The organism is Paenibacillus sp. B-A-8, assembly GCF_048572915.1.
Lineage (GTDB): Bacteria > Bacillota > Bacilli > Paenibacillales > Paenibacillaceae > Paenibacillus_AQ.
Genome location: NZ_CP183882.1, coordinates 2,861,643 through 2,881,217, shown reverse-complemented (window position 1 = coordinate 2,881,217; position 19,575 = coordinate 2,861,643). Strand labels below are relative to the sequence as shown.

The following is a 19,575-nucleotide window of genomic DNA, read 5'->3' as shown; positions in this document are numbered from 1 at the left end:
GCTGCTACAACTGTTCAAGCACTTCTACCCTGATTAGTTATCGCTTTTATCTTTAGATTTATTGTTGTTTTTATTATTGTGCTTATCATTATTTTTATTATTGTTCTTGTTGTTGCCATTATTGGTCGATTCATTATTCAGTGAACTGTTAGTAAGGAATCCCGTCTGATTGGCTGATCCAGTATTAGTAGAACCTTCGTTGTCTGAACTTGGAGGCAGGATCTCTGGTTCAATGGTCGGTTCAGCAGTAGGAGTCGGTTCTATTGGTGTCTCAGTCGGCTGTGGAGTGGGAACCGTTGGTGGTTCAGGTTCTTGCACCGTGCCATTCTTCGCATCAATATATGGAATCACATAAGTGTCTAAAAGCACACCGTCCCGGGTAACAATAACAGAACCATCTTTATTCGGAGCAAGCACCAAATTAACGGACAATACTTGACTCTTTCCAATGGTACGCGTTCCCCAATCCTGTTTCTCTCCATTATTCCGCGCATCTACATACTCAATCCGAATTTTGCTCTTTTTCCCGTCCTGTGCAGGAGCTACCGGCACATTAAAGGTATAATTCAGGGCTTCAGGTGGATAACCTGTACTTAAGTAAATCGTAATCGCAGTTCCAGGAGGAACAGGGATACCTTTTTCATAAGCCCAAGTCTTCGTTACTTTACCTTCTTCAACCGTGAAGCTGGATTCTTCTTTTACATCACCAAGTACCAGCTTAGCGGCTTCGAGGGCTGCCTTTGCTTCACTCTCCGTCATACCGATGAGATCTGGCATCGTGACACTTTCTTCCCCTTTGCTGACGTAGAGGATGATTGAAACCGTCTCAGGATCAAAATCGCTGTCAAAGGCTGGGTCTGATTTTACAACCTTACCCACCGCCGTATTTTCATCGAAGAGAGGTTCATTCTTAATTTGAGTCTGGGGTACACCCTTTGCCATCAGCATTTTAACCGCTTCGTCGAAAGTGTAATTCGTTACATCTGGCATCTTAGTTAAAGGTTTCGCCGTATTCACAGTTAGAATTAGGGAGGCTCCCTTTTTCACTTTGGCGTCCTTTTCCCTACTTTGCTTCATGACCACATTCTCTTCGAAATTCGGACTGTAGTCATACAGTATAGGATCAGCAACCTCAAGCCCCAAATCCTCAAGTTCAGTCTTCGCTTGTTCCAGCTGTTTACCGACCACGTATGGAACCGATACTTCAGGAACAACTAATTGGGATTTAACGTACCACACGAGACTGGCCATAGCCAGCAGTAACACTAAAGTTAAACCAATCCATAATGCAGGTTTTGTCCATTGTTTCTTACCTTTTTTCACAGGCACCGGATCGTCATCATCATCTTCATCATTATCCATCCGGTCGTGGCGATGATTACGATTTCCATTGCTTCTTTGGATCGGTTTAATCGCCGGTATCACCCGCGTTCGATCCTCGTCTTCTTCATCGTTAAAAAGAACCTTGGCTTCACTACGCCGCTCAGGCAACAAGCAGGTTTCTAAATCCTGCAGCATTTGCTTTGCAGACTGATAGCGCTCCTCCGGATTCTTACGCATCGATCTCAGAATTACATTCTCGACACTTTGCGGGATAAGTGGATTTAAGAGCCTTGGCTCTTCAAACTCTTCTTGAAGATGCTTTAGAGCTACGCTAATCGGACTCTCCCCTAAAAATGGAAGACTCCCTGTAAGCATTTGATAGAGTACAATCCCTAATGAATAGAGATCGGACTTCTCTCCTGTAGAGACACCTTTTGCATGCTCTGGTGAGAAATAATGCACGGAGCCCACTACAGATCCTGTCTGAGTAATGGTTGTAGATGTAACCGCACGAGCAATACCGAAATCCGTTACCTTCACCCGGCCATTGCGCCCAATCAATATATTATGTGGTTTAATATCCCGATGAATAATTTGATTCTGATGAGCGTGATCGAGGGCATCACAGATTTGTGAAGCGATCCGTACGGATTCGTCAACTTGTAATGGCGCTCGTTCTTTAATAATTTCATTAAGATTCTTGCCCTCAATATATTCCATGACAATATAATGAATTTCGTCTTCTTGTCCTACATCATAAATACTAACAACATTCGGATGAGACAAAGATGCAGCTGATTGCGCCTCCCGCCTAAAACGGCGGATAAATTCCTCATCATGTACAAATTGATTGCGCAATACTTTAATGGCGACGTTTCGGTTTAAAAGAATGTCATGTGCTCTATAGACGAGCGCCATTCCACCTCCGCCGATCCGTTCGATGACTTGGTAACGGCCGCCCAGTTCGTGACCGATCATCAATCCCACTCCTTTGTTTCGGGCACAGCGGCCTCTCCATGATGTTCTAACAAAGCGACGCTAATATTATCGCCGCCGCCAGCAAGCAGTGCCAACTGAAGTAAGCGGTCCGCTCTTTCCTCTAACGGTATCTCATGTATACCCGCTACCTTGCCCAAATGCTCATTGGTAACAAAATTACTTAAACCATCACTGCACAGAAGCAAAAGTTCCCCGGGTAGCAGAGTAACAGGAGTTAAATCAGCTACCACCTCCGCATCTGTTCCAAGTGCTCTCGTCAGCACATTACGTCGCGGATGATTATCTAATTCCTCCACACTGATCTGACCGTTCTTGAACAGCTCATTGACTAGCGTGTGATCCTCGGTTAATTGAACTGCTGCACTGTCCTTTATTAAATAGGCTCTGCTGTCCCCGATATGGCCAATATAACCACTTGAGCCATTCATCAAGGCAGCAACGACAGTGGTACCCATATTGTGATACTTATCGTCGCTGGAAGCCTCCTTAAAAACAGTGCTATTAGCTTCCAAAATAGCAGCTGATAACGCATCACGCAGGGCTTCGTCTTGAAGCTCAGGCAGGAGCCCCTCTAGGGTATTCCTCATCGTCTCCAAAGCGAGCCTGCTCGCGGTTTCACCAGCCTGATGTCCACCCATCCCATCGGCAATTATGCCGAGTGTATAACCGTGGCGCGTCGTGCCGATCCAGACCGAATCCTCATTGACAGAGCGCACTCGGCCAATATCGCTGGCATGAACTGTTCTGATCAAATATCCTCACCCCAACTCCATATGTTTGGCGCGCAGCTGTCCGCATGCGGCCGCGATATCATGGCCTTGCTCACGGCGAATGGTAACATTCACACCGTTGTCAGCCAAAATACGTTGAAACTCAAAGATATCATTGCGTGAAGTACGTACATATTTCCGCTCTGGCACGTGGTTTACTGGAATCAAATTAACGTGGCACAGCATGTTTTTAAGCACACCTGCTAATTCCTCAGCATGCTCCGGCTGATCATTCACCCCACCGATCAAAGCATACTCAAAGCTGACACGTCGTCCCGTCTTAGCTTGATAATAACGTAAAGATTCAATCACATCATCAAACGGAAAGCGGCGGTTAACCGGCATTAGCTTTGAACGAAGTTTATCGTTAGGTGCATGAATCGAAATTGCCAAATTTATCTGTGTATCTTCTTCTGCAAATTTATAAATGCTCGGCACAATACCGCTAGTGGAAACAGTAATATGCCGTTGTCCGATATTCAGGCCTTTCTCATGAATCATAAGACGCAAGAATCTCATGGTTGCATCATAGTTCTCAAACGGCTCACCAGTACCCATGATAACAATACTGCTGACACGTTCGCCGCGTGCATCCAAGATCTGTTGAGAACGTACCACTTGGGCTACAATTTCACCTGCAGTCAAATCTCTCTTCAATCCACCAAGCGTAGAGGCGCAGAATGTACAACCGATTCGGCAGCCTACTTGGGTAGTTACACAGACGCTATTACCGTAATTATGTTTCATGATAACTGTCTCAATCGCATGATCATCATGCAATCCAAACAGGAATTTTACTGTTCCATCTTTCGATTCCATTTTAGTAATCTCAGTGAGCGCTGCAATGGAGAATTGATCATTAAGCTTCTGACGAAGTCCTTTAGACAAATTGCTCATGGCTTCGAAGTCACTTACACGTTTTACATACAACCAATCAAAAATCTGTCCACCACGAAAAGCAGGCTCACCGTTATCTTTCGCCCACTGCTGTAACTCTTCTAAAGAAAAATCATATATTAAAGGTTTCATTATTATTAGCACCTGTTCTTTCATAAGGATATGCGTATTATTTCTCATTCTTCCTATTTTAACACAAATTTCAGAGACGGTAAAAGAAATAGCCCGCCGTACGGTAGCCCGGCGGGCAAAAGATACAACAATTGTCAGTAAATTCACTATATTACAAGACTCTTTGAAGCTTAGAGATATAGAATCCGTCGCTGCCATAGTGATGCGGCAATAATTGAATTCCCTCACCTTCAGCCAGCGCAGTACCTTCCAATCTATCCCATAACGGGGAAGCAAACGTTATAGAAGTGAAATCAGGATTCTGCTTCAAAAAGGCAGCTACAACTTCACGGTTTTCCGCTTGTTCAGTCGTACAGGTACTATAAACCAGAACCCCACCCGGCTTCAACAGTTTGGAGACCGACTGCAGGAGCTGACCTTGTAGTGACGCTACGCTTGTAACGTCCTCAGGCTGCTTACGCCATTTGAGATCTGGCTTACGCCGGATTACCCCAAGCCCAGAGCAAGGAGCGTCCAATAGAATTCTATCGAAGGAATGATGCTCTAAGGTATGCTCTAGCTCCAGCGCATCTGCACTGCCTGTTACTACACTTTCGAGACCTAGTCGCGCAGCTTGATCCGAGATAAGCTTAGCTTTATGCGGATGCAGATCGTTAGCAAGAATAGACCCTTCATCTTTCATCAGCTCGCCCATATGCGCTGTTTTGCCCCCGGGTGCGGCACAGCAATCAAGAACTCGCATTCCAGGCTCAGGTGCAACAGCTTCAGCTACAAGCATGGAGCTTTCATCCTGAACAGATATAAATCCATCCCGATACCAAGAAGAAAGAGCGAGATTACCGCCGCCTTTTACAACAATACCATATGGACTAACTTCAGAAGCAGAAGCTTGCAGACCTTGTTCAACCATCTGACTCAGTAGCGCTTCACGGCTAATCATCGTTGTATTTACACGTACACTAACAGCAGGTGGCTCATTATTAGCAGTGCAAATAGCTTCCGCAGTATCAACACCATACTCGGTAATCCAGCGCTCCACTAACCATAAAGGATGGGAATACTGAATGGATATCCGTTTCGCCGGGCTCAATTCATCAGGTATAACCGGTAGATCTCCAGCGCGAAGCACACTACGAAGCACGCCATTAACCATACCCGAGATTCCTTGATGGCCCTTTTTCTTAGCTATATTAACAGCCTCGTTTACAGCTGCATGAGACGGTATGCGGTCCAGATACATAATTTGATATAAGCTTAGTCGCAATAAATTACGCACCCAGGGCTGCAATTTAGCGATCCCTTTGCTAACAAATTCCTCTAGCACATAATCAAGTGTGTTCATACGAGAGATGGTGCCATAGACAAGCTCAGTAACTAGTCCAGCATCTTCTCTGCTAAGAGCAGACTTCTGCAGACTGCTGTTCAAGAGTAGGTTGCTGTATGCACCTTGCTGTTCGACCTTTACCAGAATATCGAGTGCGATATCCCGGGCAGAGGCTGTATTAGCTTTACCTTTGTTTCCGGCACCGCCCTTTTTACCGCCCGCGCTCAACCTAGCACCGTCCCTGGTTTCATGACACCGCCACGGCTAAAGTCCGCAGCACTCATAGCTTTCTTACCAGCAGGCTGAACAGTAGTTAGCAGCAGACTTCCGTCTCCAGTCTTAACCTCGACACCTTGTTCAGTAACCGAAAGCACCGTTCCTGGCGCGCTGTCAGTTGATTTCTGTTCAGCGGGAATTTTTGAAGACCAAACTTTAAAGGTCTCTCCATTCCAGAGTGTAAACGCACCTGAAAAAGGAACCAGCCCACGGATTCTATTATAGCTATCACGAGAACCAGCGTTCCAATCCAAACGCTCATCCTCACGATTTAGGTTGGGTGCGAAGGTTGCTTGACTATCGTCTTGCGGGGTAGCTTGAACACGACCGTTTACTAATCGCGGCATTTCAGACTTCAAGAGATCACGTCCAGCAAGGCTCAGCTTCTCGAACATCGTGCCGGAAGTATCCTCATCCTCGATAGCCACCTCGACGCGCGAGATCATATCTCCAGTGTCAAGTCCTTCAGCCATATACATCAAAGTAACGCCGGTAACCTTCTCACCGTTAATGATACTACGTTGAATCGGTGCGCCCCCCCGGTATTTAGGAAGCAATGAACCATGAACATTCACACAACCATTACGCGGCAAATCCAATACAGCTTTAGGCAAAATTTGACCATAAGCAGCTGTAACAATCAGGTCAGGCTCATATGCAGCTAACTCTGCAACAGCCTCAGGTTTGCGCATCCGTTCAGGCTGGAGCACAGGTAAACCAAGAGATAATGCGGCTTCTTTAACTGGTGAAGGAGCCAAGATCTTTTTACGTCCTTGCGGTCGATCTGGTTGGGTGACGACTGCTACAACTTCGTAGCCTTCATCCATCAGCATTTGCAAGCTTGGTACCGCAAAGGCTGGGGTTCCCATGAATACAATCTTCATATCCTCACTCCTCAGTCTCATTGCGTTCAGCTGTCATCTCGTATACTTTTTCAGCGATATCTGTAAACAGTACTCCGTTCAGATGGTCAATCTCATGTTGAAAAGCCCGAGCAAGTAAACCACTGCCGGTAATGGTAATTTCTTTTCCCTCACGATTAAGACCACGTACGGTGACTGTCTCTGCACGGCGTACATCACCATTCAATCCGGGAATACTAAGACATCCTTCAGGTCCTAGCTGCTCCCCTTCTGTACCGATGATTTCCGGATTAATCATTTTGATCAGCCCGTGCTCTTCATCTGCATCCACCACAATTAGGCGCTTCAAAATACCAACTTGTGGAGCTGCCAGCCCTACACCTTCAGCGTCATACATCGTATCAGCCATATCATCTAACAATTTTTTGACATTAGGTGTAACTACAGTTACTTCTTTTGCTATTTTGTGCAACACTTCATCCGGTTCCTTAACGATCATACGTATCGCCATTACAAACACCTTCCCGTTCTGTACATCTCTATATTTAGAGTTTATTGATCTAGCTCTTTTTTTACATTGTAACATGATAACGATTTACATCAACATTTGCGGATCTACATCAATGCTGATTTGGAGCCCTGTATCCCGAACAGAATCCTCCAACTCCTCAGCCACTTGCCGAACAAGCCCAATCACATCGATGGCGCCGCGCCATTTTATCATACACTGGAATCTATATCTACCCTTCAAGCGAGGGATTGGTGAAGCTACTGGACCTAACAGATCGAGTACATCGGTAGTTAACTTATCCAGACTCCCATACCATCTAAGCTGTCTGGCCTTCCCCTGAAGATTCATAGCGTAATTCTCTGCCATCCGGAGTAATAGCGGTAATTGCTCATGGGATAATGTAACGAGTATCAATCTGCAATAAGGTGGATAATGTAACCCTCTACGATGCTTTAACTCCTCCCTTACAAAAGAGAGATAGTCATGACCGCTAGCATGAACAATAGAATAATGCTCCGGTGTATAGGACTGAACAACTACCTCACCCGGAAGCTGATGCCGGCCTGCTCTTCCAGCAACTTGTGTAAGCAATTGGAAGGTCTTTTCCGCTGCACGAAAATCGGGCAAGTTTAACGCTGAATCTGCAGTTATTACACCAACAAGAGTTACGTCGGGAAAATCCAATCCCTTCGCTACCATCTGTGTGCCTAGCAGAACATCCGCTTTTTTGTCTCTGAATTGGTTGAGTAATTTCTCATGCGAGCCCTTTTCTGTCGTTGTATCCACATCCATACGAATCACACGTATACCAGGAAACAACTTGCCAAGCTCTTCTTCCACTCGCTGAGTTCCCGTTCCGAAGAATCGGATATGCTCACTTCCACACTCTGGACAAAGCTTAGGTGCTGGCTCGGCATGACCACAATAATGACAACGCAAATTGTCACTACGGCTATGATACGTTAACGAAATATCACACTCCGGGCAACCTGCCACATATCCGCAACTTCGACACATGACAAACGTTGAGAACCCTCTGCGGTTAAGCAATAACACCGTCTGTTCTCCACGTTCCAGTCTTTCAGCCAGTGCAGAATGAAGCTTCCGACTAAACATGGAGCGATTACCTTCTTTAAGCTCTTCCCGCATATCCACTACATTCACCTTGGGAAGCTCGTTGCCAAGTGCGCGAGTAGGCATTTCTAAAAGTACTGGTGAAAAATGAATATCACTCTGTGCTCTGGCCGCATGATAGCTTTCTAACGAAGGCGTGGCGGAGCCTAAAATCACGGCTGCCCCACACTGCTCAGCTCTGCGAATCGCAGCATCACGGGCATGATATTTCGGATTTTCCTCCTGCTTATATGAGGTCTCATGTTCTTCATCCATAATAATCAAACCCAGGTTAGAGAACGGAGCAAACACTGCTGATCGGGCACCAACGGCAACCGTAGCCTTTCCTTCGCGGATTTTGCGCCACTCATCGTAACGCTCACCTACAGACAATCGGCTATGCATTACCGCAACACCACTTCCAAAACGCCCTTTAAAACGTTCCACCATCTGGGGTGTTAATGCAATTTCTGGAACGAGCACTACGGCCTGTCTGCCCTGATCCAAGCAACGTTTGATACATTGCAAGTAGATTTCTGTCTTACCGCTCCCCGTAACGCCATGTACCAGAAATACTTCATGTAGTTGCTCTTCTAGTGTTCGTGAAATTCGAGTGTATACAATCTCTTGCTCTGCTGTAAGTGGCAGAGGCGTAGTAGGCTTAAAGTCACGTCCTTGATAAGGGTCGCGATAGACTTCAATCTCGCTGATTTCGATGAAGCCTTTTTCCTCTAAACCCTTTACCGTACTTGCCGTAACTTGAAGGGCTGACAAGACTTCCTTAAGCGCCATAGGGAGTGTAGCTTCTCTTTCGATTAGAAAGCTTAGCACTTCCTTCTGTCGCGCAGATTTTTTAGGAAACTTACTCAGCGCCTCACGCGCAGCCGTAATGCCTATCGCCAGATCTACCGCTTTCAGCTTTTTCTTGCCCATCTTATCTTTGATTGATTGGCTCTCTACAAGAACTCCGCGCCGCAGCATGAACTTCACCGTTTCCGCAGCCTCCGGAAACGCACGGGTAAGTTGCTTCATGGAAACTTCGCCATTACGTCCAATAAATTCAGTGATTAGTCGTTCCTCATTCTCTGTCTCAGCAAACATAGGGAATAATTCATCATCAGGGAATGCTGTCTCTTCTTCCTCAACTCCTAATGAAATCAGTCGTTCTGCCTTCCCCTTAAGAGCGGTGGGCAGCATCGCTTGAAGGGCAGAAATTCGTCTGCAGGCATATCTTTTACTCATCCAGTCTGCTAACTCAACTAATTCAGGGGATAACGGTGGAAGCAGATCAAGTACTTCTTGAATAGGCTTAAGCGCAGGATTCACTACTGTTTCTCCTGACTCTAACGAAACAACAAACCCTTGCACCGTACGGTGTCCAAACGGGACTGCTACTCGGCTGCCCACTTCAATCCATAATTTCAGTGATTCTGGAATACTATAATCAAATGGCCGGTCAGTGCTGCGTACAGGCACATCCACAATGACCTTGGCAATATCCATTATAATGAAGCTCCAGAAATGCGCTCTGCCACGAGTGTCAGCAAACGGCGTGCGACCTCATCCTTAGACAATTGTGGCAATTCAAGCACCAATCCATCTGCATCATAAATCGATACAATATTCGTATCCGATCCAAATCCGGCTCCTGCAGCCGCTACGTTGTTAGCAACGATGAGATCGCAGTTTTTTCGGACCAGCTTGTCCTTTGCATAAAATTCAGTGTTTCCCGTCTCCGCTGCAAAACCGATCAAGAACTGCTTATCCTTGTTCTTACCTAGCGTTTCGAGGATATCCGTTGTTTTTATAAGCTCAAGAGTCAGCGTATCTCCACTTTTTTTAATTTTGGATTGCTCGCTATGCTTCGGACGGTAATCCGATACAGCCGCTGCCTTAATCATGATATCGCAGCTATCCCACTGGGCAGTAACTGCTTCATACATTTCTTGTGCGGATTGAACACGAATAACAGAAATATCCGGGTCCTGCGGAGGCGCTTCATCTGTTCGCGCAGCAATCATGGTCACCTCTGCCCCCATAGCACGTGCAGCACGTGCCACAGCAAACCCCATTTTACCAGAGGAATCATTGGAGATATAGCGAACCGGATCAATCCGTTCTACTGTACCGCCAGCTGTGATGACAATCTTTTTACCCTTGAGTGGACTAGACTTCGCACTTTCTTGCAATGCAAAAAAATCCTCCACATAACTTACGATTGTCTCAGGCTCCTCTAAACGGCCTTTACCTACGTAACCGCATGCCAGCAGACCTTCCCCAGGCTCAATAAACTGAATACCACGTTTAGCGAGGGTATCCAAATTGCTAAGTACAGCGGGATGCTGATACATATGGACATTCATAGCTGGTGCCACCATTACAGGTGCAGTAGTAGCGAGTAACGTAGTAGATAACATATCATCCGCAATTCCATGCGCCATCTTGGCAATCATATTCGCAGTTGCTGGCGCTACTATTACAAGATCCGCTGAATCGGCCAAATCAATATGCGAGATGGAAGATGGGTCACGTTCCTGAAATGTATCACTATAAACTCGTTGCTTCGACAGTGACTGTAGAGTTAATTCTGTAATGAACTGCTTTGCCGATGCTGTCATAATGACATGAACCTCGGCTCCTTTTTGGACAAGCTTACTGGTCAGGGACGCTGCTTTGTAGGCCGCAATACCTCCTGTAATCCCAAGTAAAATAGTCTTCCCCTTCAAGCTCTTCAACATGATCTCCCCCCTGTTCCCTACTCTTACAACGAATGATCTATTACTTTACTTCTTATATTTTGAGAAAAAAATAACAACCTTCCGGTTGTCAGAAACAGCCCGGTTTTGGGCTATCATCATTCATTAAAGACCCATAAATGCTCCATAACCCAAGAAGAAACGGCATCGCCTAATTACAACTAGGCGGTATCCGTTTCTACAAAAGGGAATATCTAAATAGGCTTGCGACTACTCTTCACCGCGGGTAAGCGTAATGCGATCTTCGTAAATTTCTTCAAGAGCAACACCAACGAATTTATGCGATCTAGGGTTCTTCACATCTGTCTTACCACCCTCACGCAATTGTCTAGCACGACGTGCTGCGGCTACAACGAGCGAATACTTACTGTCAACCTTGGTCATCATTTCATCAATGGATGGATATAGCACAGGGACACCTCTTCATAGTTTACTGGTAATACATTCAATCTTTCAGTATACATTATCTGACCTTACAATGTTCGGCGATAATAATGCTTTCTATTCTCTTACAAGCCAGATCAATCTCATCATTCACAACAGCATAATCATAATGCTGCATTAGATTTATCTCATCCTCCGCTACGGTCATGCGGTGATCGATCACATCTGGATGTTCCGTACCCCGTCCGCGTATGCGGTCCTTCAACTCGTCCATAGAAGGTGGAAGAAGGAACACAAAAATACCTTCAGGAAATTTCTCTTTGACTTTGAGAGCTCCCTGAACCTCAATTTCGAGAATAATGTCTTTGCCGCTATTGAGAGTTCTCTCTACAAAATCACGTGGAGTACCGTAAAAATTACCTACGTACTCCGCATATTCAAGCAGTTGATCGGCTTCTATCATAGCCGCAAACTGCTCTTTGCTTTTGAAAAAATAGTTCACACCGTCTTCCTCACCCGCACGCGGACTACGAGTAGTAGCTGATACTGAGTAGACAAGTTCGGGCATCTTCGGACGTAGCGCAGTACATACAGTACCTTTACCTACGCCGGAAGGTCCGGATAATATGATGAGCAATCCTTTTGACATAATACACTCCATTTAGTTGTTATTCGTCGTTGTCGTCATCTTTACTGGATAAGCGATGCGCCACAGTCTCCGGCTGTACAGCCGACAAAATGACATGATCACTATCTGTAATGATTACGGCACGAGTCCGTCGGCCATAGGTGGCGTCGATCAACATATGTCGATCACGAGCCTCCTGGATAATACGTTTGATTGGTGCAGATTCCGGACTGACGATGGAAATAATGCGATTGGCGGACACAATATTCCCAAAGCCAATGTTGATAAGTTTAATTGCCATGTTCCGGTAGTTCCCCCCATAAAGTTCTATGCTATTACCTGTTCCCGGTTACTCTATGTTTGCCGCTTGTTCGCGAATCTTCTCTAGCTCTGCTTTCATGTCTAGCACAAGACCCACGAGAGTTAAATGATTGCATTTCGACCCGATTGTATTCGTCTCCCGGTTCATCTCCTGAATGAGAAAATCCAGCTTGCGTCCTACCGGCCCTTTCCCCTTCAGGAGGGTTCTGCATTGTTCGAAATGACTATACAACCGGGTCAACTCTTCATCAATATTACAGCGATCAGCAAAAATAGCGATTTCCATCCCGAATTTATGCTCATCAAAAGCGAACGTCCCATCATTCAGCTCATTCAATCGGTGACGTAGCTTGTCACGATATTCAATGACTACAAAAGGAGCAAGTTCAACCATTTCAGCATGCATGGTCTCAAGATAGGTGAGACGCTGTTCAAGATCAGCGACTAGAAAACTGCCTTCACGGGCACGCATCTCCAGCAGAGACTGCAAACTCTGCTCAAGTCCCGTCTCCAACATTTCAGAGTAGTCTTCTAAGGCCGCGGACACGGCACCCGCAGCCTCATCTTTGCTTTCCATAATACCGGGTATAGAAATTATATCACGAAGAGTCAACTCACCGGACAAACCATACTCGTTCTTAAGCTGATCTGCTGCCTTAAGATAAGTCATGACAGCAGAGCGATTCAGAACCGGTCCGGAAGACGACTCATCATGCTCTCTATTGATGGTAACATCTATCCTTCCCCGTTTGACGTGCTGTTGAACCTTTCTTCTCAGCACATCCTCATAACCCGTCCAATCCCGGGGCATCCGCAGTACAACTTCGCAGTACCGGTGATTCACCGATTTCACTTCGAACATAATCTTGTAGCCGCCGAATTGCAGGGACGATTGACCGTATCCGGTCATGCTAAATGACAACGGAATCACATCCATTACACTATTGTAATTGATTATTACTAGCGAAACAAGGGGGATAATTTACGTCCTGATTTCTCCCATACATACTCCATCAGCTGTGCACTCATATCATAGAACATGAACGGTGTCATCAAATAGATCCCATTGAAATGAGCTGTAGCAACATCTAACAGCTCCTTAGCGATGGCGACACCTTCAGCTCTTCCTGCTTCCCCTTCAAGTCCTTTCATACGATTCCGGACTTCATCGGTAAGCTGGATGCCTGGAACCTCATTATGAAGGAACTCTGCATTACGTCCACTAGCCAGTGGCATCACACCAATAAACACGGGGATTTCCAGATGTGCAGTGGCCTCTGCGATCTTCACGATAAGTTCCTGATCATAGACAGGCTGGGTCATAATATAATCCGCACCAGAGGCAATTTTCTTCTCCAGTCGCTGTACAGCCTTATCTAAATGTTTAACATTCGGGTTAAAGGCAGCACCGATTACAAAATTCGCTTTCTGCTTCAAAGGTTTACCCGAGAAGGAAATGCCATCATTCAATTGCTTAATCATTCGAATAATCTCAAAAGAGGTTAAATCATAAACCGAACTTGAGCCAGGAAGATCTCCGAATTTGGCGGGGTCTCCAGTCACCGCCAACACATGATCAATGCCAAGCGCATCAAAACCCATCAAATGCGATTGAGTACCGATCAGATTACGGTCCCGACAAGCAACATGCACCAGTGGACGAAGTCCAGTTTTAGCGTGCACCAAATGGCCTAAAGCCATATTGCTCATCCGTGTAACAGCCAGTGAGTTATCGGCGAGTGTCAACGCATCCGCACCCGCTCTTCTCAGCGCTTCTGCACCCTGCATAAACTTGGCGATATCCAAATCACGGGGAGGATCCAGCTCAACGATAACCGTATGGCGTTCTTTTACTAGATCAACCAGGTTCGGCTCTCTGCCATCTCTTCCCTCATCTTCGCCAAAATGCTCTTGCAGCGATACACGTTCCACCGTCACAAGCGACGGTTTTGGAAGTGGCTGAGGTTCGTAACCTTTTAATGCGGAAGAAATTTCAGCAATATGCTGCGGTGTAGTACCACAGCAGCCGCCGATAATTCTGCAACCCATTTCTGCAAAAGTTACTGCCATCTGCCCGAAATATTCCGGTGAAGCCCCATACCGGTATTCTCCGTCTACATAATCGGCAACACCTGCATTGGGATAGACCGAGGTCGGTAGAACCAGATTGCCCTGTAAAGCTTTCAGCGCTCTCTTAATTCCATTTGGACCCGTATTACAGTTAAATCCGATGATATCTGCTCCGTCACCTTCAAGAATGCGAAAAGCCTCTGGCAGCGTCAGTCCATCCAACGTACGAGCTGATTCATCGACAGCAAATTGGCAAATGACTGGGAGAGTACTATGTTTACGTACAGTTCTTAGTGCAAGGTGAAGTTCCTCGACATCGTAGAAGGTTTCTAGCATAATACCGTCTACTTCTTCTTCTAACAATGCTGTGATCTGCTGCGTAAAATACTTCTTCAACTCTGTTGATGAGAGATTTGCACGCTTACCGGCGCGAATGGAGCCTACAGCACCTAATACATAACCAGTATCTCCAGCAGCTTTACGAGCGATTCTTACTCCGGCACGATTAATTTCTTCAACCTTGGACTCCAAACCATATTTGGACAGCCTGTCAAAATTCGCTGAGAAGGTGTTGCTTTCTAGCAGCACTGCCCCTGCATCTATATAGCTGCGATGTACATCTTCGATAACCCCTGGAGAGGTCAAATTTAATTCTTCGTAGGAAATGCCGACAGGGAAACCCTTCTGATATAAATAGGTACCCATCGCTCCGTCTCCGACCAATACTTTGTTTCCCCATGCGGAACGTAGATCCGGCTTCACTGCAAAATCCTCCCCTGACTCATTAGTTTCATACTAATGTATCATAAATCGGTATGGATGATAAGCTTTCAAAAGAAAAGCAATCAGACACCCGGTCCGGGTATGCATGATCGGGTATTAAAAGCTTCATACTAACGTTAAATTAGCGAAAAGGAGCAAATCCAGTGAAGAAAAAAACCAGAAAACTTCTGATCCGAAAATACGCAATTATCCTACTCTTAAGCATTTTGTGTTTATCATATCTGTATTTGGGGGATTGGCTATTTGGTTATGGAGTGGGTAACATCCAGTACATTCTAAATTACTTACTATACACTGCCTCTGAGAAAACCGCGGCCATCATCTTGCTGTTATGTCTGCTTGGTCCTGATATTCTGGCCTGGAAGACCGGACGTCAACCTGAACGCGGAGCTGAAAAGTGACTCTTTAACGCTGTAACAAGGATAAGGATCAGCGGGATTAACACCATAAAGAAGGGATACACCGTATACAGCAGTTTTCCACCCTCATCTATATGCTCGGTGAAGCTTCGTGCATCCAGCATAGAACTAAACAAGATAATCAAAGCTGTCGGATAGACCATCCTCCGATAAGGAATTTTAAATAACTCTGATATACCGATCAGGGCTGCTGCAAAAAAAACTGCCATTTTAAAAAAAACACCAATGATAAGCACCATAACAACTAAAATATCTAGCCGTTGAACAAAATCAGAAATAGAAATCTTACTAATCGTAGGCATCAGCGGAAGTAGCGATCTTTTAACAATATCAGATCCAAGAACAGATATGTTTAAGACCATAGTCAGACTCAATAGTATACCTGATACAAATATACCCGTTGCAATGATCCAGGGCCCTTTTTTTGCGTTATCAAGATAAGGCATCAGCATAGTAAAACAGACCATTTCACCAAAAGGAAACATATAATTTTGTTTGACTACAGAGGCGAGGATGGGCTCGAATCCATTCTCGAAAACGGGCTGAAGAAAATGGAGATTAATTGAACCCGAAAACATCAGCATCATCGAGCAAAAAAGACCTATCATTAATACAAGCGTTAAGAAAACCATCGAAGTTCTGGCTAATACCTCTATACCCTTATGCAATACATAAGCGCTTGATAAGACCATCAGCATGGCTATAATGAATAACGGAGTCCGATGCATGGTTGCCATAACAAGCATGGTGCTGCCATCTCGCAAATCCCTTCCCGCTAAATTCAGAAATAGGATGATGTAACCTAACGCTATTACGGATCCCAAATATCTGCCTAGTACCTTTCGGACATAAGCCGTTAGCGGTAAATCAGGAAACTTTCGATAGAGAAAGGTATATCCCGCGAAAACAGCCACTCCAATAAAATCACCGATCATAATGGAAATCCATGCATCTTTTCCCGCTTCCATCCCTAGATTCACCACCAAAGCTGTCCCAAGCTCGAACAACAATGTTAAGGAGAAGATTTGGAATACACCAATTTTTATACTGCCTTTATTCATACCCGCTCCTCCTTAAACGTTATTTCTTATTGACCTGAAAAGAATCGCTTCGCATATCGGTATGCCTAATCACGACATCCTCATCAATCTTAATCTCACAGGTCGCAAATATATCCTCCCAATGATCTTTGACTTTTTTCCATCCACGTGGATTCTCACGTTCTACCACTTCTCCAAAACCCAAATAGTCACTCTTTAGCGCTCTTGATTCATTTATCGCTTCCCATACTTGATCTCGTGTATGCTTCTCCATAAGCCTGGACAGATCATTTAACACATTGGGGTCCCTTAGATTCAAATTATTAGGCGACTCTTTTAAACCTGCTTGTTGAGTTATATTTATGGTAAATACCGGATGCTCTGCATCTTTTGCATTCACCTTGATTTGAACCTGCGATAGATACACATTAAAAGACACATAATCGTTCTTACCGATAGCAACTACTGCAGGCACTTGTGTGATTTTATTTTTTAAAAGGGCAGACCCAATGGCTTGATTTCCGTGTAGCCACCCGATCAGCTTGTCATCTTTAAAAACAGCCAGCTCTGTAACCCGCAGCGCAGCCTTCGGTTTGATCGTTTTAATATTTTCATTCGAGTCTCTTCGCTCCACATCACCAGTAACTTCAACCCCATTAATCATCGGTCCCCCACCAGGAATTTGAATCCCGCGTACGACATCATCAACCTCCATTTGGTAATTGTAGCCAAACTGTTTGGAGGTCGTCTCAAGCTTTTCCACCAAATCATTTGCTGGAATTCTTCCGAAAACAGTCATGGTAGTCATACTGTCGCTTGCTGGTTGTCTCTTAGATATAAAGAGAAGACTGGTTAATCTCGTTTCACTTTCTCTTTCCAATACATCCATAATGTCCTTGATTCCTTCACGGGCAAATTTTTCCGAAATTACGACTACTCGAATATGACCAAGTGACAAAAAGCGGGCGGTCTGACGGGAGCCGTCAGCCAATGCTTCAAACATGCTGCGTCCTTTGCCTTTATAAACTGCAACAGGTGAGGTCCCTCTGGCATTTTCTCCTGAAATTTCGTCTGCAATAATGACTTGAAAGGTAAGGACATATTTTTCCTCCTCTGTAGAGCCTCTATCAACGGCCACACCTGTAACAATCGCTCTTCTGTTTAATTCAACGCTGTCCCAGCAGCCAGTGAGCACGAGAAGCAGTATAAGAGGACACACAGAACGAATTAGAACATTCCCTTTAACTTTCATCAGAAGCTCCTTTCTTATTAGAACCCCCACCATCGTCTATCCCATTGATGACAGGTGAAAGGTTAGCTTCATGTCCAGTGTTAATTTTCTCACCCGCCGGACTATCCCCGTGTTCACCGGGAGAAGTAGAACGTCCCTTATTATGAACCCATACAGGTAACCTTAAAAAGGTATCTTTTTGCCTCTTCACCGATAGAGGAACTACGGGTGACAAGTAAGGGATACCAAATGAACGCAGACTGTTCATATGTGCAACCAGTACGATTAAGCCAAGTGTAATGCCGTAAAATCCAAACATACCTGCAAGTATCAAAAAAGCAAATCGAATAATCCGCCCTGAAATCGCCATGTTATAGGAGGGAATTGCAAAACTCGCAATACCTGTTAGTGCCACAACAATAACCATAACCGGCGTGATGATCCCAGCCTCTACCACAGCCTGCCCCAGAATCAAAGCACCCACAACGGATACGGTTTGCCCCACCGCACGGGGCATTCGCACTCCAGCTTCTCTGATAATTTCAAACGCCCCCTCCATTAATATGGCCTCCACAAAAGCCGGAAATGGAACATTTTCTCGTTGCGATAACAGGTTGATTAATAAGGTTGTTGGGATCATTTCATAGTGAAACGTGGTTAATGCTATATAGATAGAAGGTCCCAAGATTAGAACTATAAAGCTGATATACCGGATAAGCAGCATAAAAAATGAGATATCGAACCTTTCAGCATAATCCGATGAGGATTGAAAAAAAAGTGTGAAAACGGCCGGCAAAATCAATATAAAGGGAGTTCCATCTACAACAAGTACTATTCTTCCCTCTAAAAGATTTGACGCCGCGACATCTGGTCGCTCACTGTTATTGATTGTTGGAAATGGAGTGAAGGTTTTATCCTGAATCAGCTCTTCGATATAACCGGATTCCAGAATCGCATCGATCTTAATCTCTCCCAGCCGTTTCCTCACTTCATCGACCAGCTTTTCGTCAACAATGCCTTTAATGAACATCAACGCCACAATCGTCTGAGATACCTCACCAATTCTCATATACTCCAATCTTAAATTAGGAGTTTTTAGTCTTCGACGGATTAAGGAAATATTCGTGGCAAGCGATTCCACAAAGCTGTCCTTGGGTCCCCGAACAACAAGCTGAGAAGTAGGCTCAGTGACCGAACGTGTCTCCCCGCCTTGGGTATCACACACAATCGCACTGGTATATCCCTCAATTAAAATCACCGTATCTCCCGAAAGAATTGCCAGCAGAATTTCTTTCCATTCGTCCTGTATCTTAGCATCACCAATTTCTAGGGTACGATTCAGTATAAAATCCATCACATTTCCTGAGGTAGGGATTTGCTCGTTTAACATCTCATTAGTAACACCGAGCAAAGAACCGACAATAAATTCGTCAACGGCCTCCGGTTGAACCAAACCACTAAGATGAAGAGCCGCTGCATAGACAGGACTGTGTTCACCTAGCTTTACCTGTCTTATTTTGAGATCAGGACTATCACCTAGCTCAGTAATTATATGTTCTATCGACTGCGTAAGATTTATTGTTAGTCTGCCTGACTGTGAAGGATTCCCTTGCAGGCCATTGCCGGACTTATTTCTTTTATTCCATCCTTTCATGTTCAGCAAGTTCACCTCTTTCTCATAATTAAGACTATTATTTTCGGTTAGGTCTTCCATTATTCGGATTGAAATGCAGCA

The 19,575-nt window shown here is 45.0% G+C and carries 17 protein-coding genes; 1 reads left to right on the top strand and 16 read right to left on the bottom strand.

The window, feature by feature from the left end; all coding sequences use genetic code 11:
* Window positions 1–33 precede the first annotated feature (33 nt).
* The 13 genes from pknB to ACN6MV_RS12395 form a co-directional block, all read right to left on the bottom strand.
* Window positions 34–2,301 carry a Stk1 family PASTA domain-containing Ser/Thr kinase gene (gene pknB, locus ACN6MV_RS12455; protein ID WP_076117610.1) on the bottom strand — a complete coding sequence of 756 codons (2,268 nt, stop codon included), beginning with the start codon at window positions 2,299–2,301 and terminating at the stop codon, window positions 34–36.
* On the bottom strand, window positions 2,301–3,074 hold the full coding sequence (locus ACN6MV_RS12450; protein WP_042126889.1) for a Stp1/IreP family PP2C-type Ser/Thr phosphatase: 774 nt from the start codon (window positions 3,072–3,074) through the stop codon (window positions 2,301–2,303). The genes pknB and ACN6MV_RS12450 overlap by 1 nt, the downstream gene beginning before the upstream one ends.
* 6 nt (window positions 3,075–3,080) lie before the next feature.
* A complete protein-coding gene (gene rlmN, locus ACN6MV_RS12445; protein WP_042126887.1) occupies window positions 3,081–4,121 on the bottom strand; it encodes a 23S rRNA (adenine(2503)-C(2))-methyltransferase RlmN in 1,041 nt (346 codons plus the stop codon).
* A gap of 151 nt (window positions 4,122–4,272) precedes the next feature.
* Window positions 4,273–5,673 (bottom strand): 16S rRNA (cytosine(967)-C(5))-methyltransferase RsmB, encoded by a 1,401-nt coding sequence (rsmB, locus tag ACN6MV_RS12440; protein ID WP_081954061.1) that lies wholly within the window; start codon window positions 5,671–5,673, stop codon window positions 4,273–4,275.
* A complete protein-coding gene (fmt, locus tag ACN6MV_RS12435) occupies window positions 5,670–6,605 on the bottom strand; it encodes a methionyl-tRNA formyltransferase (protein WP_339290663.1) in 936 nt (311 codons plus the stop codon). The genes rsmB and fmt overlap by 4 nt, the downstream gene beginning before the upstream one ends.
* A gap of 4 nt (window positions 6,606–6,609) precedes the next feature.
* Window positions 6,610–7,095, bottom strand: coding sequence for a peptide deformylase (gene def, locus ACN6MV_RS12430; RefSeq protein WP_042126884.1), 486 nt, complete (start codon window positions 7,093–7,095; stop codon window positions 6,610–6,612).
* An 84-nt stretch (window positions 7,096–7,179) separates the two neighbouring features.
* On the bottom strand, window positions 7,180–9,711 hold the full coding sequence (gene priA / locus ACN6MV_RS12425) for a primosomal protein N' (RefSeq protein ID WP_419886459.1): 2,532 nt from the start codon (window positions 9,709–9,711) through the stop codon (window positions 7,180–7,182).
* Window positions 9,711–10,946: a bifunctional phosphopantothenoylcysteine decarboxylase/phosphopantothenate--cysteine ligase CoaBC gene (gene coaBC, locus ACN6MV_RS12420; RefSeq protein WP_419886458.1), complete on the bottom strand. Its 1,236-nt coding sequence runs from the start codon at window positions 10,944–10,946 to the stop codon at window positions 9,711–9,713. Before coaBC ends, priA begins: the two co-directional genes overlap by 1 nt.
* A gap of 228 nt (window positions 10,947–11,174) precedes the next feature.
* Entirely contained in the window at window positions 11,175–11,375 is a 201-nt protein-coding gene (rpoZ, locus tag ACN6MV_RS12415) for a DNA-directed RNA polymerase subunit omega (RefSeq protein ID WP_036686188.1), read from the bottom strand.
* Window positions 11,376–11,427: 52 nt separating this feature from the next.
* Window positions 11,428–11,997 carry a guanylate kinase gene (gmk, locus tag ACN6MV_RS12410; RefSeq protein WP_042126879.1) on the bottom strand — a complete coding sequence of 190 codons (570 nt, stop codon included), beginning with the start codon at window positions 11,995–11,997 and terminating at the stop codon, window positions 11,428–11,430.
* Window positions 11,998–12,016: 19 nt separating this feature from the next.
* Window positions 12,017–12,277, bottom strand: a complete 261-nt coding sequence (gene remA / locus ACN6MV_RS12405; RefSeq protein ID WP_006209218.1) for an extracellular matrix/biofilm regulator RemA — start codon at window positions 12,275–12,277, stop codon at window positions 12,017–12,019.
* Window positions 12,278–12,325: 48 nt separating this feature from the next.
* Window positions 12,326–13,219, bottom strand: a complete 894-nt coding sequence (locus ACN6MV_RS12400; protein ID WP_419886457.1) for a YicC/YloC family endoribonuclease — start codon at window positions 13,217–13,219, stop codon at window positions 12,326–12,328.
* A gap of 38 nt (window positions 13,220–13,257) precedes the next feature.
* Entirely contained in the window at window positions 13,258–15,129 is a 1,872-nt protein-coding gene (locus tag ACN6MV_RS12395) for a bifunctional homocysteine S-methyltransferase/methylenetetrahydrofolate reductase (protein ID WP_339290656.1), read from the bottom strand.
* A gap of 164 nt (window positions 15,130–15,293) precedes the next feature.
* Here ACN6MV_RS12395 and ACN6MV_RS12390 point away from each other — a divergent pair, with 164 nt between their 5' ends.
* Entirely contained in the window at window positions 15,294–15,551 is a 258-nt protein-coding gene (locus tag ACN6MV_RS12390) for a hypothetical protein (RefSeq protein WP_042126868.1), read from the top strand.
* Here ACN6MV_RS12390 and ACN6MV_RS12385 read toward each other — a convergent pair.
* Genes ACN6MV_RS12385 through ACN6MV_RS12375 form a run of 3 tightly spaced genes read right to left on the bottom strand, consistent with a single transcriptional unit; the run spans window position 15,524 to window position 19,494 of the window.
* Complete coding sequence (locus tag ACN6MV_RS12385; RefSeq protein WP_419886456.1) at window positions 15,524–16,630, bottom strand: GerAB/ArcD/ProY family transporter; 1,107 nt, start codon at window positions 16,628–16,630, stop codon at window positions 15,524–15,526. The two genes, ACN6MV_RS12390 and ACN6MV_RS12385, sit on opposite strands and share 28 nt — an antisense overlap.
* 19 nt (window positions 16,631–16,649) lie before the next feature.
* A complete protein-coding gene (locus tag ACN6MV_RS12380) occupies window positions 16,650–17,861 on the bottom strand; it encodes a Ger(x)C family spore germination protein (protein ID WP_419886455.1) in 1,212 nt (403 codons plus the stop codon).
* Window positions 17,851–19,494 (bottom strand): spore germination protein, encoded by a 1,644-nt coding sequence (locus tag ACN6MV_RS12375; RefSeq protein WP_419886749.1) that lies wholly within the window; start codon window positions 19,492–19,494, stop codon window positions 17,851–17,853. Before ACN6MV_RS12375 ends, ACN6MV_RS12380 begins: the two co-directional genes overlap by 11 nt.
* Between the last annotated feature and the right edge of the window lie 81 nt (window positions 19,495–19,575).

Coding starts and splice junctions, on each gene's coding strand:
- pknB (WP_076117610.1), bottom strand. CDS start 2,301: ATGATCGGTCACGAACTGGGCGGCCGTTACCAAGTCATCGAACGGATC.
- rlmN (WP_042126887.1), bottom strand. CDS start 4,121: ATGAAACCTTTAATATATGATTTTTCTTTAGAAGAGTTACAGCAGTGG.
- fmt (WP_339290663.1), bottom strand. CDS start 6,605: ATGAAGATTGTATTCATGGGAACCCCAGCCTTTGCGGTACCAAGCTTG.
- def (WP_042126884.1), bottom strand. CDS start 7,095: ATGGCGATACGTATGATCGTTAAGGAACCGGATGAAGTGTTGCACAAA.
- priA (WP_419886459.1), bottom strand. CDS start 9,711: ATGGATATTGCCAAGGTCATTGTGGATGTGCCTGTACGCAGCACTGAC.
- coaBC (WP_419886458.1), bottom strand. CDS start 10,946: ATGTTGAAGAGCTTGAAGGGGAAGACTATTTTACTTGGGATTACAGGA.
- gmk (WP_042126879.1), bottom strand. CDS start 11,997: ATGTCAAAAGGATTGCTCATCATATTATCCGGACCTTCCGGCGTAGGT.
- remA (WP_006209218.1), bottom strand. CDS start 12,277: ATGGCAATTAAACTTATCAACATTGGCTTTGGGAATATTGTGTCCGCC.
- ACN6MV_RS12385 (WP_419886456.1), bottom strand. CDS start 16,630: ATGAATAAAGGCAGTATAAAAATTGGTGTATTCCAAATCTTCTCCTTA.
- ACN6MV_RS12380 (WP_419886455.1), bottom strand. CDS start 17,861: ATGAAAGTTAAAGGGAATGTTCTAATTCGTTCTGTGTGTCCTCTTATA.
- ACN6MV_RS12375 (WP_419886749.1), bottom strand. CDS start 19,494: ATGAAAGGATGGAATAAAAGAAATAAGTCCGGCAATGGCCTGCAAGGG.